Annotated in this window: 17 protein-coding genes; 8 read left to right on the forward strand and 9 right to left on the reverse strand. The window is 67.4% G+C overall.

The genetic code is table 11. The features are described from left to right. Positions 1-2: 2 nt before the first annotated feature. Both EV650_RS30235 and EV650_RS30240 read right to left on the reverse strand, forming a co-directional pair. Entirely contained in the window at positions 3-1,685 is a 1,683-nt protein-coding gene (locus EV650_RS30235) for an ABC transporter substrate-binding protein (RefSeq protein ID WP_134122359.1), read from the reverse strand. A gap of 182 nt (positions 1,686-1,867) precedes the next feature. Then, a complete protein-coding gene (locus EV650_RS30240; protein WP_134122360.1) occupies positions 1,868-2,899 on the reverse strand; it encodes a LacI family DNA-binding transcriptional regulator in 1,032 nt (343 codons plus the stop codon). 277 nt (positions 2,900-3,176) lie between these two features. Here EV650_RS30240 and EV650_RS30245 point away from each other — a divergent pair, with 277 nt between their 5' ends. Beyond that, positions 3,177-4,325, forward strand: coding sequence for an ROK family transcriptional regulator (locus EV650_RS30245; RefSeq protein WP_238174533.1), 1,149 nt, complete (start codon positions 3,177-3,179; stop codon positions 4,323-4,325). Here the strand turns inward: EV650_RS30245 and EV650_RS30250 are convergent. Further along, positions 4,322-5,548: a glycoside hydrolase family 16 protein gene (locus EV650_RS30250; RefSeq protein ID WP_134122362.1), complete on the reverse strand. Its 1,227-nt coding sequence runs from the start codon at positions 5,546-5,548 to the stop codon at positions 4,322-4,324. The genes EV650_RS30245 and EV650_RS30250 overlap by 4 nt on opposite strands. A gap of 248 nt (positions 5,549-5,796) precedes the next feature. Here EV650_RS30250 and EV650_RS30255 point away from each other — a divergent pair, with 248 nt between their 5' ends. The 4 genes from EV650_RS30255 (at position 5,797) to EV650_RS30270 (ending at position 10,344) form a co-directional block, all read left to right on the forward strand. Next, positions 5,797-7,665, forward strand: a complete 1,869-nt coding sequence (locus EV650_RS30255) for a ricin-type beta-trefoil lectin domain protein (RefSeq protein ID WP_166678315.1) — start codon at positions 5,797-5,799, stop codon at positions 7,663-7,665. After that, complete coding sequence (locus tag EV650_RS41185; RefSeq protein ID WP_134122364.1) at positions 7,665-9,035, forward strand: chitinase; 1,371 nt, start codon at positions 7,665-7,667, stop codon at positions 9,033-9,035. The genes EV650_RS30255 and EV650_RS41185 overlap by 1 nt, the downstream gene beginning before the upstream one ends. A 134-nt stretch (positions 9,036-9,169) precedes the next feature. Further along, on the forward strand, positions 9,170-9,985 hold the full coding sequence (locus EV650_RS30265) for a MerR family transcriptional regulator (protein ID WP_134122365.1): 816 nt from the start codon (positions 9,170-9,172) through the stop codon (positions 9,983-9,985). Positions 9,986-9,990: 5 nt separating this feature from the next. Beyond that, the gene (locus tag EV650_RS30270; RefSeq protein ID WP_134122366.1) at positions 9,991-10,344 is read left to right on the forward strand and encodes a VOC family protein; all 354 of its coding nucleotides are present in this window, start codon (positions 9,991-9,993) and stop codon (positions 10,342-10,344) included. Here the strand turns inward: EV650_RS30270 and EV650_RS30275 are convergent. Both EV650_RS30275 and EV650_RS30280 read right to left on the reverse strand, forming a co-directional pair. Continuing rightward, entirely contained in the window at positions 10,341-10,646 is a 306-nt protein-coding gene (locus EV650_RS30275) for an ArsR/SmtB family transcription factor (protein ID WP_134122367.1), read from the reverse strand. The genes EV650_RS30270 and EV650_RS30275 overlap by 4 nt on opposite strands. A gap of 20 nt (positions 10,647-10,666) precedes the next feature. After that, positions 10,667-11,227: a TetR/AcrR family transcriptional regulator gene (locus EV650_RS30280; protein ID WP_134122368.1), complete on the reverse strand. Its 561-nt coding sequence runs from the start codon at positions 11,225-11,227 to the stop codon at positions 10,667-10,669. 33 nt (positions 11,228-11,260) lie between these two features. Here EV650_RS30280 and EV650_RS30285 point away from each other — a divergent pair, with 33 nt between their 5' ends. Further along, complete coding sequence (locus EV650_RS30285; RefSeq protein ID WP_238174534.1) at positions 11,261-11,998, forward strand: SDR family oxidoreductase; 738 nt, start codon at positions 11,261-11,263, stop codon at positions 11,996-11,998. On the opposite strand, the gene EV650_RS30290 is transcribed toward EV650_RS30285, so the two are convergent. Next, positions 11,978-12,700, reverse strand: a complete 723-nt coding sequence (locus tag EV650_RS30290) for a 6-phosphogluconolactonase (protein WP_134122370.1) — start codon at positions 12,698-12,700, stop codon at positions 11,978-11,980. The two genes, EV650_RS30285 and EV650_RS30290, sit on opposite strands and share 21 nt — an antisense overlap. Before the next feature lie 138 nt (positions 12,701-12,838). Here EV650_RS30290 and EV650_RS30295 point away from each other — a divergent pair, with 138 nt between their 5' ends. Further along, positions 12,839-13,507: a DedA family protein gene (locus tag EV650_RS30295; RefSeq protein ID WP_134122371.1), complete on the forward strand. Its 669-nt coding sequence runs from the start codon at positions 12,839-12,841 to the stop codon at positions 13,505-13,507. A gap of 59 nt (positions 13,508-13,566) precedes the next feature. Then, entirely contained in the window at positions 13,567-14,184 is a 618-nt protein-coding gene (locus EV650_RS30300; protein ID WP_134122372.1) for an NADPH-dependent FMN reductase, read from the forward strand. Positions 14,185-14,245: 61 nt separating this feature from the next. Here EV650_RS30300 and EV650_RS30305 read toward each other — a convergent pair whose 3' ends face one another. The 3 genes from EV650_RS30305 to EV650_RS30315 form a co-directional block, all read right to left on the reverse strand. Then, entirely contained in the window at positions 14,246-16,711 is a 2,466-nt protein-coding gene (locus EV650_RS30305) for an ABC transporter permease (protein ID WP_134122373.1), read from the reverse strand. After that, complete coding sequence (locus tag EV650_RS30310) at positions 16,708-17,493, reverse strand: ABC transporter ATP-binding protein (protein WP_134122374.1); 786 nt, start codon at positions 17,491-17,493, stop codon at positions 16,708-16,710. Before EV650_RS30310 ends, EV650_RS30305 begins: the two co-directional genes overlap by 4 nt. 77 nt (positions 17,494-17,570) lie before the next feature. Next, positions 17,571-18,167 (reverse strand): TetR/AcrR family transcriptional regulator, encoded by a 597-nt coding sequence (locus EV650_RS30315; protein WP_134122375.1) that lies wholly within the window; start codon positions 18,165-18,167, stop codon positions 17,571-17,573. Positions 18,168-18,198: the final 31 nt, after the last annotated feature.

Below are 18,198 nucleotides of genomic sequence, written 5' to 3' on the forward strand. Positions count from 1 at the left end.
AATCACTGGCTGCCGGCGGGCTTCAGGTTGAGGATGATCTGCAGAGCGTTCTGCTGGGTCGGCTGCGCCGGCCCGTACTGGTTCTGCTCGTCGGGCCAGCCGACCCAGTTCTTCGTGCTGTAGAGACCGCCGACGTTCGACGCCGAGGTGGGGATCACCGGCATCTGCTCGACCATGATCTTCTGCAGCGTGTTCAGCGCGGCGGTACGGGTCGCGTCGTCGGCGGCGTTGGCGTACTGGTCCAGCGCCTTGGTCGCCTCCGGGCTGTTGAACCGGCCGTAGTTGCCGCTCACGCCGGCCTTGCCGACCGGCTTCAGGATCTTGCCGTCCATGATGTTCTGGTAGATGTCGAACGGCGTCGCGCCGCCGTTAGTCCAGTGCATCGCGGCGTCGAAGTTGCCGGTGTCGATGTTCTTGAACCACGCGTCCTGGTTGGCCTTGTCGATGGTGGCCTTGATCCCGATCGTGGACAGGTTGTCCTTGATGATCTCCAGGTCGGTCTGGTAGTCCGACCAGCCGGCCGGGTCGGTCAGCGTGATCGTCACCGGCTTCCCGGTCGGGTCCTTGAGTACGTCGCCCTCGAGCTTGAAGCCCGCGTCGCTGAGCTCCTTCTTCGCGCCGTCGAGGTCGACCGAGTGGTTCTTGTCCTTGTACTCCGGAGCGATGAAGGACTCACCGGCCGGCGTCGGGATGCCGGTGACGGACTCGATCTTCGGGTAGAAGTACCCGGCCTCACCCTGCTGGAAGATGTCGTCGCGGTTGACCACCATGTTCATCGCCCGGCGCAGCGCCGGGTTGTCGAACGGCTTCTTGGTGGTGTTGATCCACAGACCGTGGATGCCGAGGTTCGCCGGGAACCAGAGCTTGTGGTTCTTCGGGTCCTTGTCCTGGTAGACGGCCTTCACGTTCGGGACGAAGACGAAGCTCCACTCCGACGAGCCGTTGGCCAGCGCGGTGGTCTGCGCGTTGTTGTCGTTGTACGACGTGTACCGCAGCTCCTTGACCTTCGGGAGGTCCTGCCAGTACGAGTCCCGCAGCGTCAGCGTGGTGGTTTGCGGAGTGAACGACTTGACCGTGTACGGACCGGTGCCGATCGGGCTCTTCAGCGGGTCCTGGGTCGGGTCCTTGAGCGTCGACCACTGGTGCTTCGGGACCACGAAGACGGTCAGGATCTTGTTCTGGTTGACGAACTGCGAGCGCGGGAAGGTCAGATCGACCTTGTTGCCGGTCGCGGTGATGGAGCCGTACGGGATCGCGTCCTGGTTCAGGCCGTCGTGGTCCTTGCGCAGCTGGAACGAGTACGCCACGTCCTCGGCGGTCATCGGCTGGCCGTCGGACCACTTCACCCCGTCGCGGATCGTGAACGACAGCTTGGTGTAGTTGGCGTCCCACTTCCACTCGGTCGCCAGCCAGGGCTTGCCCGGCTCGGTCGGCTTGATCCCGTTGATCATCACCAGTGGCTCGAAGATCATCCAGCGGTAGCCCAGCGAGGCGCCCGCGGAGGAGCCGAGGAACGGGTTGTGGTTCTCGGTCTGCGGCCCGTTCGGCATGCCGATGTTCAGAACGGTCGCGCCGGTGCTCGAGCCGCTGTTCGTCTTGGTGCCGTCCCCGTTGCTACAAGCAGCCAGAGCGGCTGCCGCGAGCAAGCCCGTGAGGGCCAGCGCGACTGTACGTCGTGCTCGCATCGGTTCCTCCTGTGTATCTGTTGGCGGATGCCCTCCCCTGAGCCGGGAGGGCGACTGCATCGTGGCGTGAGAACGCTCTCATGGGAAGAGCGGACGCCTTAACGGATCGGTATCGAGGGGTACGCCGGCGGCGGAGCAGGGGCAGCTGCCCCGCCGCCGGAGCCTTCAATGGGTCCGTGACTTCACTTCTTCGGACGTAGCGGGTGGTGCACGTGTCTGGGGGCGGTTGAACTGCGGACGATGAGGGTCGTGGGCAGGACCTGGGGGGTCTCTGCGAGTGGGGTCCCGCCGAAGTAGCCCATCAGCATCCGGGCCGCGGCCTGGCCCATCTGGCGCATCGGTTGATGCACCGTGGTCAGCGGCGGCTCGGTGTGTTCGGCGTACGGGATGTCGTCGAACCCGACCACCGACACGTCGTTCGGCACATTCCGCCCGGTCTCCCGGACGGCCTGGATGGCACCGCCGGCGGAGAGGTCGTTGTGGGCGAAGACCGCGTCGAACTCGAGTCGTTCGTCGAGTGCGTGCTGGACGCCGCGGCGCCCGCTCTCATGGGTGAAATCGCCTTCGAACACGAGTCTCGGGTCGAGCTCGATACCGGCCTCCGCGTAGGTGTCGCGGAAGCCGTCCAGGCGTTCGTGGGTGCAGCCGAAGCGCGCGACGCCGGTGATCACCAGTGGCCGGCGACGACCGAGCTCCAGCAGGTGCCGGGCGGCGGACTCGCCGCCGGCGTAGTTGGTGGTGGCGACGGACGGGAACTGCGGGCGGTTGTCCCGGTCGTCGATCAGGACGACCGGCAGACCGCGGGCGTGGAGTTGCTCGATGTAGGTGAGGGTGCCTTCCGGCTCGATCACCAGCAGGCCGTCGAACGACTGCGCCGAGACCTGGGACGCGAACTGCTGCATGGATTCCGCACCCCGGTTGAAGGTGAACAGCAGCAGGCCGTACCCCTCGGACTCGACCACGTCGACCGCGCCCTGCAGCACCTCGCCCATCCAGGGCCAGGTGAGCGACGGGACCAGCATTCCGACGATCCGGGTCCGGCCGCGGGCCAGGCCGACCGCACGAGCGCTCGGCACGTACCCGAGCTCGTCGATCACCTGGCGGACGCGCTCGGCGGTACGCAGGTCCAGCTCGCCCTTGCCGTTGAGGACACGGGAGACGGTCGTCTTGCTGACGCCGGCACGGGCCGCGACATCGGCGATGGTGATGGACATGCTGAATCTCCCCTCGGGCGGTCGGGGTTCTGCATCCTGGCTGGGCGCCGGAACCGGTTTCGGAAGCGGTTCCGTAGATCAAAGCTGAGTGGCAACGTGTCGTCAATCACAGAGCGGTAACGAATCGGGTCTTAGTTCACGGCCTGGAGGAAGGGAGCTCTTCCGCCCGGCCGAGCGGCATGATGGACTCGGGACGAGCGGCCTGCCTGGAGGCCGGACCGGTTCAGGGCACGGTGAGGGCAGAAGTATGGAAGTACGCCGGACGACCGTGCGCGACATGCGCCGGTCCAACCGCTCGGTGATCCTCGCCAGCATCTATCGCGAGGGTCCGCTGAGCCGCCAGGAGCTGACCGTCCGGACGTCGCTGAGTGCCGCCAGCGTGAGCAACCTGGTCGCCGAGCTGATCACCGAAGGCGTGGTCGAGGAGGCCGGCTCGGTCGAGTCCGAGGGCGGCCGGCCGCGCGTGCTGCTGCGGGTGGCACCAACGTTCCGGTACGTCGTCGGCGCCGAGGTCGGAGAGACCCGGGTCCGGGTCGAGCTGTTCGACCTGGCGATGAACGTACTGGCTCGCTCCGACCATCCGATCAGTTCACCGACGCCGGCCGAGGTCGTGAAGCACGTACTGGAAGGGCTTTCGAGCGTCGTCACGTCGTCCGGGGTCCAGCCGGAGCAGGTGCTCGGGCTCGGTGTCGCGGTCTCCGGTGTGGTCGAGGACAACGCGATCGTCGACGCCCAGACGCTCGGCTGGGAAGCGGTGCCGCTCGCCAAACTGATTGCTGAGGGCACCGATATTCCGGTGCACGTGGACAACGGCGCGAACATGCTCGGCCAGGCCGAGATGTGGTTCGGCGCGGGCCGCGGTGCGACCGACGCGGTCGTCGCGCTCGTCGGGTCCGGTGTCGGCTCCGCCCTTGTGGCTGGTGGATCCAGCTACCGCGGCGCCCGCAGCAGCGCGGGCGAGTGGGGCCACATGACGATCGTGTACGGCGGCCGTCAATGCCGCTGCGGCGCCCTCGGCTGCCTCGAGGCGTACGTCGGTGCCGAGGGCATCCTCGATCGGTATCGACTCGCCGGTGGGACCCTGACCGGTGACGAGGAGACGGCATTCGTCGAGCTGCTCGACGACAAGTCGGAGCCGGCGGCAACGATCATTGCGGACACGATCGGCTACCTGGCCGCGGGTTTCGCGAACCTGGTGAACCTCGTCAACCCCGAGCGCATCGTGCTCGGCGGCTGGGCCGGATTACTCCTCGGCGAGAAGCACCTGGACGAACTGCGCGTCGAGGTGGGCAAGCATGCCCTTCGGCGGCCGTACGCCCAGGTGTCCATCGTGCTGTGCGAACTGGGCCGCGACGCCGTAGCACTCGGCGCCGCGACCCTTCCCGTGGTGCGGTTACTTCGCGATGGTGGAGCTCTACCGCGTTAGACGGTCCACTTCTGGTTGGCTCCGCCGGAGCAGGTCCAGATCTGGGTCGGTGTGGAGTCGGCGGAGTTGTTGCCGGTGACATCTAGGCACTTGTTCGCCTGTGGATTCACGAGATCGTGGCCGCTCGTATAGGTCCATTGCTGGGCCGCGTTGCCGTTGCACGTCGCCAGTTGCACTCTGGTGCCGTCGGCAACTCCGGCGTTCGCGACGTCGAGGCATTTGCCCAGGGCACGGATCGTGCCGTCACCGGGGCGGGTCCACTGCTGGGCGTTCGACCCGTTGCAGCCGTACAGCTGGACCGTCGTACCGTCCGCGGCGTTGGCGCCGGCCACGTCCAGGCATTTACCGGCCAGGCCGGTGATCTGCGAGCCGGTGCCGCCTGAGCTGCCGAGGGTGGAGACGCGGACGTAGTCGACCGTCATGGTCTGCGGCATCTGCGTCGAGCCGTCCGGGTTGCCCGGCCAGCCGCCGCCGACGGCCACGTTCATGATCATGAAGAACGGGTGGTTGAAGACCCAGGTGTTGCCGTTCAGGTCAGCCGGCGTACGACGCTCGTACTGGACGCCGTCGACGGACCAGGTGATCGAGTCCGGGGCCCAGTCCACCGCGAAGGTGTGGAAGTCGTCGGCGAACGACCAGCCGTTCGGATGGTTGTACGCGGCACCGATGCCGTTCGCGCCGGAGTAGCCCGGGCCGTGGATCGTGCCGTGCACGGTGGCCGGCTCCTTGCCGATGTTCTCCATGATGTCGATCTCGCCGTCGTTCGGCCAGTTGCCGCCGCCGAGCATCCAGAAGGCCGGCCACAGGCCTTGGCCGCGGGGGATCTTGATCCGCGCCTCGAACCGGCCGTACGTCTGGGTGAAGGTCTGGGCGGTGAGCAGCCGGGCCGACGTGTACTGACACGGGCCGTACCAGCATGAGAAGCCGCCGCTTTCCTGGCGGGCCGTGATGACCAGGTTGCCGTTGCCGTCGAGGGCCGAGTTGCGAGTGCTGTTGGTGTAGTACTCGAGCTCGCTGTTGCCCCAGCCGCCACCACCGGTGTCGTACCGCCACTTGGAGGCGTCGGGGGCCTGGCCGGACGGGCCGTCGAAGTTGTCCTCCCAGACCGTTGCCGTCGTTGCGGCAGCGGCCTGCTGATGTGCGGTGGCCGCGGGCTGGAGGAGGGCGGTGCCGGCCAAGGCGGCACCGATCGCGAGAAGTGCGAGCATGCGTGGACGCTTCATGAGACCTCATTTCGGGGGCGTCTTAATGAGGACAGGGATTCGCCCGCAGCGTGCCGTGAGAACGCTCTCAGGTCAACCCCCGGACTAAATAAAAGACCTGAAAAAAGTCTCGCGTACGGCGTTGACAGCCCCGTTCACTGATGGTTATCTCAGGGTGACCACCAGTTGCGGCGCGGGCAGACGCCGGCAACGTACCGCCCCAAACTCCCCGTATGCAAAGGGATGCCGCAACAAGGGAGAACCGCCCCATGTCCGCGAAACGCCTCCTGCCGGTCCTGGTCGCTGCCCTCTGCGTGGCCGCCGCCGGACTCGGCTTCGGCACCGCCCCACCCGCCCAAGCGGCAGGTGAACAGGTCAACGTCTGGCTGACCACCACCAACGACTCGGCCGGCCGCAACGTGACCCGTGGTCTGCAGCAGCAGACGCCGGTCAGCTTCGGCCCGGCCGGCGGCTCGGCGAACCAGACCGTCACAGTCAACGAGAACACGACGTACCAGTCCTTCGAAGGCGGTGGCGCGTCGTTCGCCGACAGCTCCGCCTGGCTGCTGAACAGCAGCAACACGATCTCGGCTGCGACCCGCGACCAGGTGATGAAGGACCTGTTCGACCCGGTCAACGGGATCGGCCTGGCCTTCATCCGCAACCCGATGGGCGCCTCCGACCTGGCCCGGTTCAACTACTCCTACGACGACACCTGCTGCGATCTGAACGACTTCAGCATCCAGCACGACCTGGCCGACATCGTCCCGCTGACCAAGCAGGCCCGGCAGCTCAACCCGGCGGTCAAGGTGATGGGCTCGCCGTGGAGCGCGCCCGCCTGGATGAAGGACAACAACGACTTCGTCCACCGCGGCTGGCTGAAGGCCGAGTACTACCCGATGTACGCGCAGTACTTCGTCAAGTACCTCCAGCAGAACGAGGCCCAGGGCAACCACATCAACTACGTCTCGGTGCAGAACGAGCCGACCTGCTGCGGCACCGACGACACCGGCTACGCGTCGATGAACTGGAACGGCTCCGGCCTGCTCGAGTTCACCAAGAACAACCTGCTGCCCGCGCTGCACGCGGCCGGGCTGACCACCAAGGTGCTGATCCTCGACTACAACTGGGGCAACTACAACGACCTCGGCTCGGTCCCGATCGCGGACGCGACGCTGCGCAACGACCCGAACTTCGGCGGCATCGCCTGGCACGGGTACGGCGGCGACGTGAACCTGCAGTCCCAGATCCACAACCAGTACCCGTCGGTCAACGCGTACATGACCGAGCACTCCGGCGGCACCTGGATCGCGAACCAGCAGGACGAGGACATGAACAACCTCGTCGACTACACCCGTAACTGGGACAAGTCCTGGGTCAAGTGGGGCCTTGCGCTCGACCAGAACCACCTGCCGTACGTCGGTGCCGGGTGCAACGTCTGTACCGGGCTGGTGACGGTCCAGCGTGGTGGCAGCCGGGCGGGTCAGGTCGACAAGACCATCGAGTACTACACGATGGGTCACCTGACCAAGTTCGTGAAGCCGGGTGCGCTGCGGATCGACTCGACCGCGAACAGCTCGGTGAAGAACGTGGCCTGGAAGAACCCTGACGGTTCGAAGGCGTTGATCGCGTACAACACCACGGGCGGCTCCCAGTCGGTGCGGGTGAACTGGGGCTCGCAGTCCTTCGTCTACACGCTGCCGACCAAGACGTCGGCGACCTTCACCTGGTCCGGCTCGCAGAGCGGCGACGGTGGCGGCGGTGGCGGACAGATCACCGGCCTGGCCGGCAAGTGCATCGACGTCGCCGGAGCCAACAGCGCGGACGGTACTGCGGTCCAGCTCTACGACTGCAACGGGTCGAACGCCCAGCAGTGGACCCGCCCCGGCGACGGGACGATCCGCTCGCTCGGTAAGTGTCTCGACGTCAACGCAGGCTCCGTCGCTGACGGTGCGCGCGTACAGCTCTACACGTGCAACGGCAGCGCCGCTCAACAGTGGACTTATACGAGTGGGAGAGATCTGGTGAATCCGCAGGCGAACAAGTGTCTCGATGTCACGGGCAACAACTCTGCCAACAGCACACCACTGCAGCTGTGGAGCTGCACCGGTGCGGCCAACCAGAAGTGGACCGTCTGATGCGCCGGGTGGCGGCGGCAGCCGCGGCTCTGGTACTCGGCGCCGGCCTGTTGATGGCGGCCGCTCCGGCACAGGCAGCGACCGGGACAATCACGGGGTTGGCCGGGAAGTGTGCGGATGTGGCGGCGGCGAACAGTGCGGACGGGACGCAGGTCCAGCTGTACGACTGCAACGGGTCCGGTGCGCAGCAGTGGTCGCGGCAGAGTGACGGGACGCTGCGTTCACTGGGCAAGTGCTTGGACGTGTCGGGCGGCTCTGTGGCCAACGGTGCACGGGTGCAGCTGTGGACGTGTAACGGCAGTGCGGCGCAGCAGTGGACCTACACGGCCGGGCGCGACCTGGTGAACCCGCAGGCGAACAAGTGCCTCGATGTCACCGGCAACAACTCGGCCAACAGCACTCCGCTGCAGCTGTGGAGCTGCACCGGTGCGGCGAACCAGAAGTGGAACGCCCCGGCCGGGGACGACGGACCACCGCCGACCGGCAGCGGTCCGATGGCGGCCGCGCCGTACCTGTATGAAGGCTGGGGTGACCCGCCGAACCCGGCGACCGTGATGAACGCGTCCGGGGTGAAGTGGTTCACGATGGCGTTCATCCTGTCCAACGGCTACTGCAACCCGCAGTGGGACGGCGGGCGGCCGCTGACCGGTGGTGCGGATCAGCAGGCGATCAACACGATCCGGTCCAACGGCGGCGACGTCGTGGTGTCCTTCGGCGGCTGGTCCGGGAACAAGCTGGGTCAGAGTTGCGGGTCGGCGAGCGAGCTGGCGGCGGCGTACCAGAAGGTGATCAACGCGCTGTCGCTGAAGGCGATCGACATCGACATCGAGGACCAGGAGGTCGCCCAGCCGGCAGTCCGGCAGAAGGTGATCGACGCGCTGAAGATCGTCGAGCAGAACAACTCCGGCATCACGACGTACCTCACCTTCGGTACGACGACGTCCGGGCCGGACGGGAACGGTCAGGACCTGATCCAGCGCGGTGCGAACTCCGGGCTGAACCTGGACGGCTGGGTGATCATGCCGTTCGACTTCGGTGGCGGCTCGACCAACATGGGCACGCTGACCCGGCAGGCGGCTGACGGGCTGAAGAACCAGGTCAAGGCGGCATACGGGCTGAGCGACGACGCGGCGTACCGCAAGATCGGCATCTCCTCGATGAACGGCATCACCGACGTGGCCGGCGAGCGCGTCAACGTGTCGGACTTCGAGTCGATCCTGTCGTACGCGTCCCAGCACCACCTGGCCCGCTTCACGTTCTGGTCGGTCAACCGCGACCGTCCGTGCACCGGTGGCAGCGCCGACAGCTGCTCGGGGATCTCCCAGGGTGACTGGGACTTCTCCAAGGTGATCGGCCGGTACGCGGGGTAGCGGATCTGCAGGCCATCACAATCGGCCGGTGACGGAGCGCCTGAGCCTGCGCTCCGTCGCCGGCCGACGATTGTGATGGCCTGGACGTCCGGTTCGTTTGACCCTCCGGTTACCGGAGGGTGGAAGCTTGTCGCATGACGGCGACGGTGACGGTGGGGGAGTTCTCCCGCCTGACACATCTGAGTGTGAAGACGCTGCACCACTACCACGAGATCGGGCTGCTCGCGCCGGTCTCGGTCGACGCCTCGTCCGGCTATCGGCGCTACAGCACGGGGCAGGTCGAGACGGCGCAGCTGATCCGGCGGCTCCGCGAGCTGCGGATGCCGTTGACCGACGTCCAGGCGGTGGTCGACGCCGGTGATGGCGCGGCGCGGGAGGAGCGGTTGCGGGCGCACCTCGAGCGGATGGAGCAGGAGCTCGCGCATACCCGCGAAGTGGTTGTGTCCTTGCGTGAGCTGTTGACGCCGGGCCGGCCCGTGCTCGACGTCGAGTACCGGTTCATCCCGCCGTTCCGTGCGTACGGCGTCCGTGGGCAGGTACTGCGGGACGAGATCGGACCGTGGTGCGAATTCGCCTTCGGCCGGCTCGGTGAGGTGGCCGGTCACATCCCGGGGACCTCGGGAGCGACGTACAGCGACGAGTTCTTCGCCGACGACAAGGGTGAGGTCGTCGCCTTCCATCCGGTCGCGCCGGACCAGGCGCCGGCGGACGGGGTCGAGCTCGTCGACCTACCCGGCGGGTACTTCGCGATCGCCGTCCACGCCGGTCCGATGGCCGACTTCGACCGTACGTACGGCGCGTTGGGCAGCCACGTCGCGGAGTACTGCGAGGTCGCGCCCGGACCGATCCGTGAGCTCTACCCCATCAGTCCGGGTGATGTGTCCGACCCGGTCGACTACCGAACCGAAGTCTGCTGGCCGATCCAGCGGATCCCTGCACTGAAAGGCTGAAACACATGTCTGTATCCCTTGAGAACATCGCCTTCGACTGCGCCGACGCGGCGACCCTGGCCACCTTCTGGGCCGGTGTGCTGTCGACCGAGGTCGATGCTGATGGCAACGAATTCTTCGCCACCGTGAACCGGGCCGCGGCCGGGCCGACGCTGATGTTCCTGCAGGTCCCCGAACCGCGCAACGGCAAGAACCGCCTGCACGTCGACCTCGCTGCCAGCGACTGGGCCGCCGAGGTGGACCGCATCGTCGGCCTGGGCGCCAAGCGCCTCGACGAGCACACCGAGTACGGCGCCCACTGGATCACCCTCGCCGACCCCGAAGGCAACGTCTTCGACGTCGCCGAGCAGCACGCCTAATCCAGCTGGTCCAAGTGCGCCCCGAGGGCGTCGAGGCGGTTGTGCCAGAGATCGCGGTACGGCGCCAGCCAGGCGTCGATCTCCGCGAGCGGGCCTGGGCTGAGGCGGTACCAGCGGCGCTGTGCGTCGTGGCGAACCTCCACCAGGCCGGCGTCACGGAGGACCTTCAGATGTTTCGACACTGCGGGCTGGCTGAGCGACAGGGCGTCGACGAGTTCGCCGACGGGTCGCTCACCGGCCCGCAACAGGTCGAGAATGTCCCGGCGCCGCGGCTCCGCCAACACCTCGAACGTACTTGCCATACCAGGAATATAACCCCGCTCTAGGGGGTGTGGCCGAAGGTGGCGGTGAAGGCTTTGCGGAAGAGGGGCGGGAGTTCGGGTTTGCCGTCGTCGGCCGCCCAGCGGAGCAAGGCGATGTGAGTTACTCCGAGTACGGCGCTCGCGGCGGCGCTGGCGGCGTACTCGAGGGTTGGGTCGTCGGCGCAGATTGCGGTGACGAAGGCGTCTTGGAGCCGGAACTGACTGTCGAGGTGGCGGGCCTGGAGGGCTGGGGTCGTGATCATCAGTTGAAGACGGACGAGGAGTAGGTCCGTGTTCGCCTGTTCGAGGGTGGCCAGGACGGCGCGGCCGATCCGGTCGGCGAGTGAGCCGGTCGAGGGGAGTTCGGCGATCGAGGTCGCGGCCTGCTGGTTGAAGTCGTCGTACAGGACGAGGTCTTCCTTGGTGGGGAAGTTCCGGTAGACGGTCATCGCCGAGACGCCGGCCGCGTCGGCCACCTCGTTGACCGTGGTCGCGTCGTACCCCTGATCGGCGAACAAGCGGAGGGCCTGCCGCTGGATGCGTTGCCGGGTGTCGGCGCGCTGGCGGTCCCTCAGGTTCATGTGGTAGATACTAACATCATGATAGTTTCTAACATGAACGTCGCGTTGGTGACGGGTGCGTCCCGGGGGATCGGGCGGGCGATCGCGGAGCGGCTGGCCGCCGACGGGTTCGAGGTGGCGGTCCACTACAACCAGGACAAGGCCGGTGCCGAGGAGACGCTCGAGCGAATCGGTGGTCGCGGGTTCGTGATCGGCGCCGAGCTCGGCGTACCAGGGGATGTCGACGCGGTACTGGCGCAGTTGACGGCCGGACTGTCCGGTCAGCGGCTGGACGTGCTGGTGAACAACGCCGCGGCGCCGCCGGCCGGCCCGATCGGGACCGACTCCGAGGCGGCGTTCGACCGGTTGATGGCGGTGAATGTGCGCGCGCCGTACTTCCTGATCCAGCGGCTGCTGCCGATCCTGTCCGACGGCGGCCGGATCATCTCGCTGTCCTCGGTTGCGACCCGGATGGCGAACCCGGCGCAGACCTCGTTCGCGATGACCAAGGGTGCGGTCGAGACGATGACGCGCACGCTCGCGCAGGAGCTCGGCCGGCGGGGGATCACCGTGAATGCGGTGGCGCCCGGCGCGACCCGGACCGAGGCGAACGGTGCGATCTTCGAGACTCCTGGTCTGTCGGAGCTGATCGTTGCTCAGACCGCGCTCGGTCGGCTGGGCGGCGGTCATGATGTGGCTGAGGTGGTCGCGTTCCTCGCGTCACCTGCGGCGCGGTGGATCACCGGGCAGGTACTGGACGCGTCCGGTGGGCTACACCTCGGGGTCGGCTGACTCGGTGTCGAGGTAGAGCTTGACGTCTGGATGAGTGCGCAGCGCTGTGCCTGGGAAGTCGGGGCTGATGGGCTGTGTCAGGGTGTCGTGGACGGCCTGTCGTTTGACTGATCCAGGGACTGAGCCGATCAGCTCGTGCGCGTTGAGCAGGCGGGGGATCGTCACGGTGACGGCATGCGTTGGTACGTCGTCCATGGTGGCGAAGTTGCCCTCGTCGACCTGTTGGCGGCGACTGGTCTCGTCGAGTGCGACGACCTTCACTGCCTGGGGGGCGTCGAAGTCGGCCGGCGGGTCGTTGAAGGCGAGGTGGCCGTTCACGCCTAGCCCGAACAGGACGAGGTCGAACGGCTCGTCGCCCATCAGTTCTGCATAGGCGTCCGGGCCTTCGTCCGGGTCGAGCGGGTGGAAGGTTGCCTGCGGCACCTTGTCGAGGAAGTGCCGGTGCAGCCAGTTGCGGAAGGACTGCGGGGCGTCCGGTGACAGGCCGACGTACTCGTCCATATGGAAGCACTCGACCCGGCTCCAGTCGATGTCCGGCTCCTCGGCGAGCGCCGCCAGGGTCGCGGTCTGGCTCGGCGCGGCGGCGAGCATGATCCGGGTCCGGCCGGTCGCCTTCCGGAGGTGATCGGCAGCCGCGGCTGCCGCGGCGCGGCCGAGGTCCTCGCGGGTCGGGTGCGTGCTGATCCGTGGAGCGTGCGTCATGAAGACCCTTCCGTGTGTCCTGGGGAAAGGCTCGCACAACCGGGGGTTTTCCCCCGGTCGGTACGGTGGCTGACCAGACCCGAAGACGGCGGTTGGCTCCAGTGTGTGGGTGGTGTGTGCGGGCCTAGCGTCGTGGCCATGCTGACGACGACGAATCAGGTGCTGATGACCACGCTGCAGGAGCCGACTAGTGGGGTCGCTGGATGGGCGATCGATCTCATGGAGCGATTAGGCCCACCAGGGGCTGGGCTCGCGGTGGCGCTGGAGAATCTCTTTCCACCGTTGCCGAGTGAGGTGATCCTGCCGCTGGCCGGGTTCGCGGCGGCGCGAGGCGACCTGGGGTTGGTCAGCGCGATCGTGTTCACCACGCTCGGGTCGGTCGTCGGTGCGCTCGCGTTGTACGGCGTGGGTGCGGTGCTCGGCCGGGATCGGACCAGGGCGATCGCCGGGAAGCTGCCGCTGGTGAAGGTGCGGGACGTCGACAAGGCCGAGGAATGGTTCGCGCGGCACGGTCCCAAGGCGGTGTTGATCGGCCGGCTGGTTCCGGTCGTGCGGAGCCTGATCTCGGTGCCGGCCGGGGTGGAGCGGATGCGGGTCGCGCTGTTCCTGCCGCTGACCGCGATCGGCAGTCTGGTGTGGAACTCGTTGCTGATCCTGGCCGGTTACCAGCTCGGCGAGCGGTGGCATCTGGTCGAGTCGTCGGTCGGGGTTTTCCAGAAGCTGGTGATCGCCGGCGCGGCGGCGGCCGTGGTGTGGTTCGTGGTGGTGAAGCTCCGCGGGCGTTCAGATCCTGAGAAAGTCCAGTAGCGTGCTCGACTTTGACTACGCTCGAGGTATCACTGCCGATGCCACAGGAGTTGGGTCAGATGCCCTCAGTCGCGTTCGAGTCGCAGGTCGTGCCACAAGAACCGCCGGTCTGGCCGCAGTCCGTCGTCACGGTGGTCGGCAATCCACGGGCAGGTTCGCGGACGGCGGCCGCGGCAGCGTCCGTGGCGGAGTTGCTGGCCTCCGAGCTCGGTACGCCGTACCGGATCGACGAGCTGGTCGACCTGGTGACGTTCGCACCCGCGATCTTCCAGGGCGATCGGGCCGACGACGAGGATCGGGCGGCGCTGGAGAGTGCGATCGACCTGGTGTCGTCGGCATCGGTGATCGTGGTCGCGACCCCGGTCTACAAGGGCAGCTACACCGGCCTGCTGAAGAGCTTCTTCGACGTACTGCGCCCTGCCGCGTTGGCCGGGTCGGTCGTGATCCCGGTGACGGTCTCCGCCGCCCCGAGCCACAAGCTGCTCGCCGACCAGCACCTCCGCCCGGTCCTGGCCGAGCTGGGCGCGAGCGTCCCGGTCCCCGGCGTGATCCTGGAGGAACGCGACCTCGAGGATCTCCAGGTGGTCCTCTCAGGCTGGATCCGCAACAACGCCGGCATCGTCCAGGCCACCACCATCGCCCTCCAACCAGTCGCAGCACCGACCCCGGCCCGGTAGCACCGCCGCTTTGCGGAAACTAGTTTGCGTATGGCGACCAAGAGTTTCCGCAAAGCGAGGGTCAGTCGGCGTAGGTGGGTTGGGTGGGGGCGTGGCGGAGGGCTGTGGTTGCGGGGAGGAGGGTTGAGCCGAAGGTGAGGACGGCGGCGGCGCCGACGACGATCAGGTAGATCCAGATCGGGCCGGTGGGCAGGGAGTTGGTGGAGACCTTTGCGGAGAAGGGGAGCAGGCAGGCCAGGGCTATTGCGGTGCCCAGAGTGACGCCGGCCAGGGTGATCAGGGTGCTTTCGGTCCACAGCATCCGGAGTACCTGGAAGCGGGTGGAGCCAGTCAGTCGTTGCAGGGCGAACTCGCGCCGGCGGCGGAGGGTCGACGATACGAGCGTGTTGACGACCGAGACCGCGGTGTAGGCGATCAGCATCCCGACGAGCATGTAGTTGACCCACGCCTGCGTCTGCAGATCTTCCGCGTTCGAGGCGACCAACGTACTGCGGTCGGCCACCTGGACACCCGGATGAGCGGACGCGAGCTTGGTCAGTCCCGGTCGTACGTCGGCACCCGGTGCGGCCCGGACCAGGATCTGCTTGGTCAGACCGTCCGTCGTGTGAGCGGCCACCAACGACGCGGGCATGATGATCGACTCGTAACCGCGTTCGGCCGCGAACGTCGCGACCACCCGCAGCTTCACCGGGGTTCCGTCGCCCAACGTCATCGTGATCTCCGACCCGACGCCACGACCGGTCTTGGTAACCATGTAGTCCGGCAGCGCGACGGTCGAGCCGGTCAGTCCGACGAGCGACCCGCCCGTCAACCGGACCGGCGCCGTACCGTTCGCGCCTTGGGCGTCCACGCCGATCACCGGCGCGCCGTCCTCGTCGAAGGGTGCGTTGCGCGGGTCGTCGACCGCGCCGATGCTCCGGACGAACGCCGACGCACTCGCAACACCTGGTACGGCGCGGGTTTGCTGGAGCAACGCCATCGACAGGCCGGCGTCCGACACCAGTACGGCGTCCGCGCGCAGGTCGCGGGTGAATGCCTCGGAGGATGCGTGGACCTGCGTCGTCTGCATGTAGAGGTTGGCGGTCGAGATGCCGACGGCAAGCATCACCGGCATCACCGCGGCCGACATCGCCACCGACCGCGCCGTCATGTTGCGGATCGCGAGGCGACCGTTGACCCGGGTCAGTGCCTGCACCGGCCACCGCCAGATCGCCAGCACGGCCTTGGTCCAGAAGGGACCGAGGAGGGCGACGCCGATCGCCCAGCAGAGGATCGACGGACCCGCAGTCGCACCGGCGAGCGGTCCGGTCATCACCGTCGCGGTGACGATCAGCAGCGCGAGTCCACCACCGAGGAAGGCCAGGCCGAAGAACAGCCGGATCCAGCCGAACCACTTCCGCTGCAGCGAGGCCTCCATCAGCGCCTCGACCGGCCGGATCTTCGCCGACTTCCGGGCCGCGATCAGAGCAGCACCGACGGCCGCGAGGATTGCTGCACCAGCGCCGGCCGCGAACGGGATCAGGCCCTGCGAGAACTGCACCACCGGCGATGCGACACCGTGCGTGCTGAGCTGGTCGAACAGGAAGCGGCCGAGGAAGAGCCCAGGTATCGCTCCGACAGCGACCGCCGGCAGCGATACGAGCATCGCCTCGCCGAGGATCATCCGCCGTACCTGACCGGGCGTCGTACCGATGCCGCGGAGCAGGGCGAACTCGCGCTCGCGGTGCTGTGCGGACAAGGCCAGAGTGGACGCGACCACGAACATCATCGTCATCGCCGCGATCCCGCCGAACGAGCCGGCCACCGAGATCAGCGCCGTCTTGTGGGACTCTGCGTCCGGGTGCTCGGCCAGGCCGCGATCGATGCCGGAGCGGACGGTGATGCCGCCGTCGAGCGCCTGGATCCGGTCCTTGACGTCATCGAGATTGGTGCCCGGAGCAACCTGTACGCCGACATCGGCGAACCGGGCCGGGTTGCGGACCAGCCGAGCAGCATCGTGGTCCGAGAAGAACGCATGTCCGCCAGGGCCCGCGACCAATCCACTGACTGTAAAGGTCCGGGGCTCACCGCCGATCAGCAAGGTGACGCGACCACCGACTTTCCCGGTCGGCATCGCGACCTGACCGGTCCGCGGTGCATGACCCGCGGTCAGCCGGTACGGCGCCATCGCAGCTGACGACCAGTTGTGGCCTTCAGCAACCGATGGTCCGACGGCGGTGAAGGTCAAGTCGCCGACTGCCGACGAAACCCCTTGCACAGAACGGATCTTGGCGAGCATGTCGACCGGTACGCCCACTCGCTCCGGCAGGGGAGTGGCGTCCTCGGCTCCGGGCCGGAGGTGGGACTGCTTGCCGGTCACAACGAGCGAGGTCGCGGCCAGGCGTTGCGGTTCGACGTTGGACCGGATGCCGGTCTCCATCAGACCACCGCACGCCATCACGATCGCCGTACCGAAGACGACCGCGACGAACGTCGCGATGAAGCCGCCCTTGCGGAAGCGCAGGGTGCGGAATGCCAGGCGCATCATCCCGCTACCGCCTTTAGCTTCGAACGTGCACCGAGGTGGGTCATCCGGTCCGCGACCTCTTCGGCCGTCGGAGCGGTCAGGCTGCCGGCCAGCACGCCGTCGGCGAGGAAGACGACCTGGTCGGCGTACGACGCGGCGACCGGGTCATGGGTGACCATCACGACTGTCTGGCCCTGGGTGCGGACTGGCTCGCGGAGTAGCTCGAGGACGTCGGCGGCGGTCTGGGTGTCGAGAGCCCCGGTGGGCTCGTCGGCGAAGATGACGGCCGGCCGGGCGACGAGGGCGCGGGCGATGGCGACGCGCTGTTGCTGGCCGCCGGACAGTTCGCCGGGGCGGTTCTTGCGCTTGTCGGTCAGCCCGACCCGGTCGAGGACCGCGCGGACGGCAGCGCGGTTGACCCGGCGGCCGTCGAGCTCCTGCGGGAGGGTGACGTTCTGCCAGACGGTCAGCGCGGGCAGCAGGTTGAAGGACTGGAACACGAACCCGATCCGCTCGCGGCGGAGCTCGGTGAGCCTGCGCTCGCTCAGGCCGGCCAGCGCCTGGCCGTCGATGAACACGCTGCCCGATGTGGGCCGGTCGAGACCGGCCGCGCAGTGCAGGAACGTGCTCTTACCCGAGCCGGACGGGCCCATCACCGCGGTGAACGTGCCCGGAGCGAAGTTGATGGAGATGCCGTTGAGGGCGGTGACGGTGTTGGAGCCACGACCGTAAACCCGACGTACGTCCTGAAGGACCACCGAGTACTCGGTCCCCACCACTGTTTCCCGCGTCCGTTTCTTCATGCGACCGACGCTACGGATCCGGCACCGTCGTACCCATGGTGCTGGCCCACCGTACGAGGTGGGTAAAACCCCACCCCCTACGGGCGGAGGAGGGCGCGGAGGCCGGCCGTGTAGGTGGTGGGGCTGATGTCGCCGATCAGGAGGCGTTGGAGGACGAAGCCGGGGACCATGCCGAACATGACCTGGGCGACGTGCTCTGGGTTGACGTCCGGATCGAGCGTTCCGTCGGCTTGCGCGCGGCGGGCGATCACCACGAAATGGTCGCGGAGCTGGCAGTACTTGCCCTTCGCGACGTCCTTGATCGCCTCGTTGCGCAGCGACTCCGCCCAGGCCTGGACGGCGACCCGGGTGACGTCTCCACCGGGTGCCTCGGCGACCTTGGCCACGTGCTCGATGGTCGCCTCGAGCGCGGCCAGCGGAGTCAGCGGATGCTCGGAGGCGAGGATGCTGTCGAAGAGGTCGTCGATGGTGCTGAGCGCGTCCTCGGCGATCGCCCCGACGATCTCCTCCTTGCTCTTGAAGTAGCCGTACACGGCCCCGGCGGACAGACCGGACTCGCGGATCACGTCGGCCATCGTCGTCTTGTGGAAGCCGTCCTCGATCACGCAGGTGCGGGCCGCCGCGACGATCTGGGCGCGGCGAGCCAGGCGGTGTTCCTCGGTGACCTTCGGCACGCTCGCAACATAAAACGAATGTCCGTTCTTG

The sequence above is a fragment of the Kribbella kalugense genome (genome assembly GCF_004365875.1).
Taxonomy (GTDB): domain Bacteria; phylum Actinomycetota; class Actinomycetes; order Propionibacteriales; family Kribbellaceae; genus Kribbella; species Kribbella kalugense.

What these genes read in the sequence shown, in the direction of transcription:
- EV650_RS30245 (WP_238174533.1), top strand. Translation starts at nt 3,177, where the DNA reads ATGCGCCGGTCCAACCGCTCGGTGATCCTCGCCAGCATCTATCGCGAG.
- EV650_RS30300 (WP_134122372.1), top strand. Translation starts at nt 13,567, where the DNA reads ATGCCCTCAGTCGCGTTCGAGTCGCAGGTCGTGCCACAAGAACCGCCG.
- EV650_RS30280 (WP_134122368.1), bottom strand. Translation starts at nt 11,227, where the DNA reads ATGAACCTGAGGGACCGCCAGCGCGCCGACACCCGGCAACGCATCCAG.
- EV650_RS41185 (WP_134122364.1), top strand. Translation starts at nt 7,665, where the DNA reads ATGCGCCGGGTGGCGGCGGCAGCCGCGGCTCTGGTACTCGGCGCCGGC.
- EV650_RS30285 (WP_238174534.1), top strand. Translation starts at nt 11,261, where the DNA reads ATGAACGTCGCGTTGGTGACGGGTGCGTCCCGGGGGATCGGGCGGGCG.
- EV650_RS30310 (WP_134122374.1), bottom strand. Translation starts at nt 17,493, where the DNA reads ATGAAGAAACGGACGCGGGAAACAGTGGTGGGGACCGAGTACTCGGTG.
- EV650_RS30235 (WP_134122359.1), bottom strand. Translation starts at nt 1,685, where the DNA reads ATGCGAGCACGACGTACAGTCGCGCTGGCCCTCACGGGCTTGCTCGCG.
- EV650_RS30305 (WP_134122373.1), bottom strand. Translation starts at nt 16,711, where the DNA reads ATGATGCGCCTGGCATTCCGCACCCTGCGCTTCCGCAAGGGCGGCTTC.
- EV650_RS30295 (WP_134122371.1), top strand. Translation starts at nt 12,839, where the DNA reads ATGCTGACGACGACGAATCAGGTGCTGATGACCACGCTGCAGGAGCCG.
- EV650_RS30290 (WP_134122370.1), bottom strand. Translation starts at nt 12,700, where the DNA reads ATGACGCACGCTCCACGGATCAGCACGCACCCGACCCGCGAGGACCTC.
- EV650_RS30250 (WP_134122362.1), bottom strand. Translation starts at nt 5,548, where the DNA reads ATGAAGCGTCCACGCATGCTCGCACTTCTCGCGATCGGTGCCGCCTTG.
- EV650_RS30270 (WP_134122366.1), top strand. Translation starts at nt 9,991, where the DNA reads ATGTCTGTATCCCTTGAGAACATCGCCTTCGACTGCGCCGACGCGGCG.
- EV650_RS30265 (WP_134122365.1), top strand. Translation starts at nt 9,170, where the DNA reads ATGACGGCGACGGTGACGGTGGGGGAGTTCTCCCGCCTGACACATCTG.
- EV650_RS30240 (WP_134122360.1), bottom strand. Translation starts at nt 2,899, where the DNA reads ATGTCCATCACCATCGCCGATGTCGCGGCCCGTGCCGGCGTCAGCAAG.
- EV650_RS30275 (WP_134122367.1), bottom strand. Translation starts at nt 10,646, where the DNA reads ATGGCAAGTACGTTCGAGGTGTTGGCGGAGCCGCGGCGCCGGGACATT.
- EV650_RS30255 (WP_166678315.1), top strand. Translation starts at nt 5,797, where the DNA reads ATGTCCGCGAAACGCCTCCTGCCGGTCCTGGTCGCTGCCCTCTGCGTG.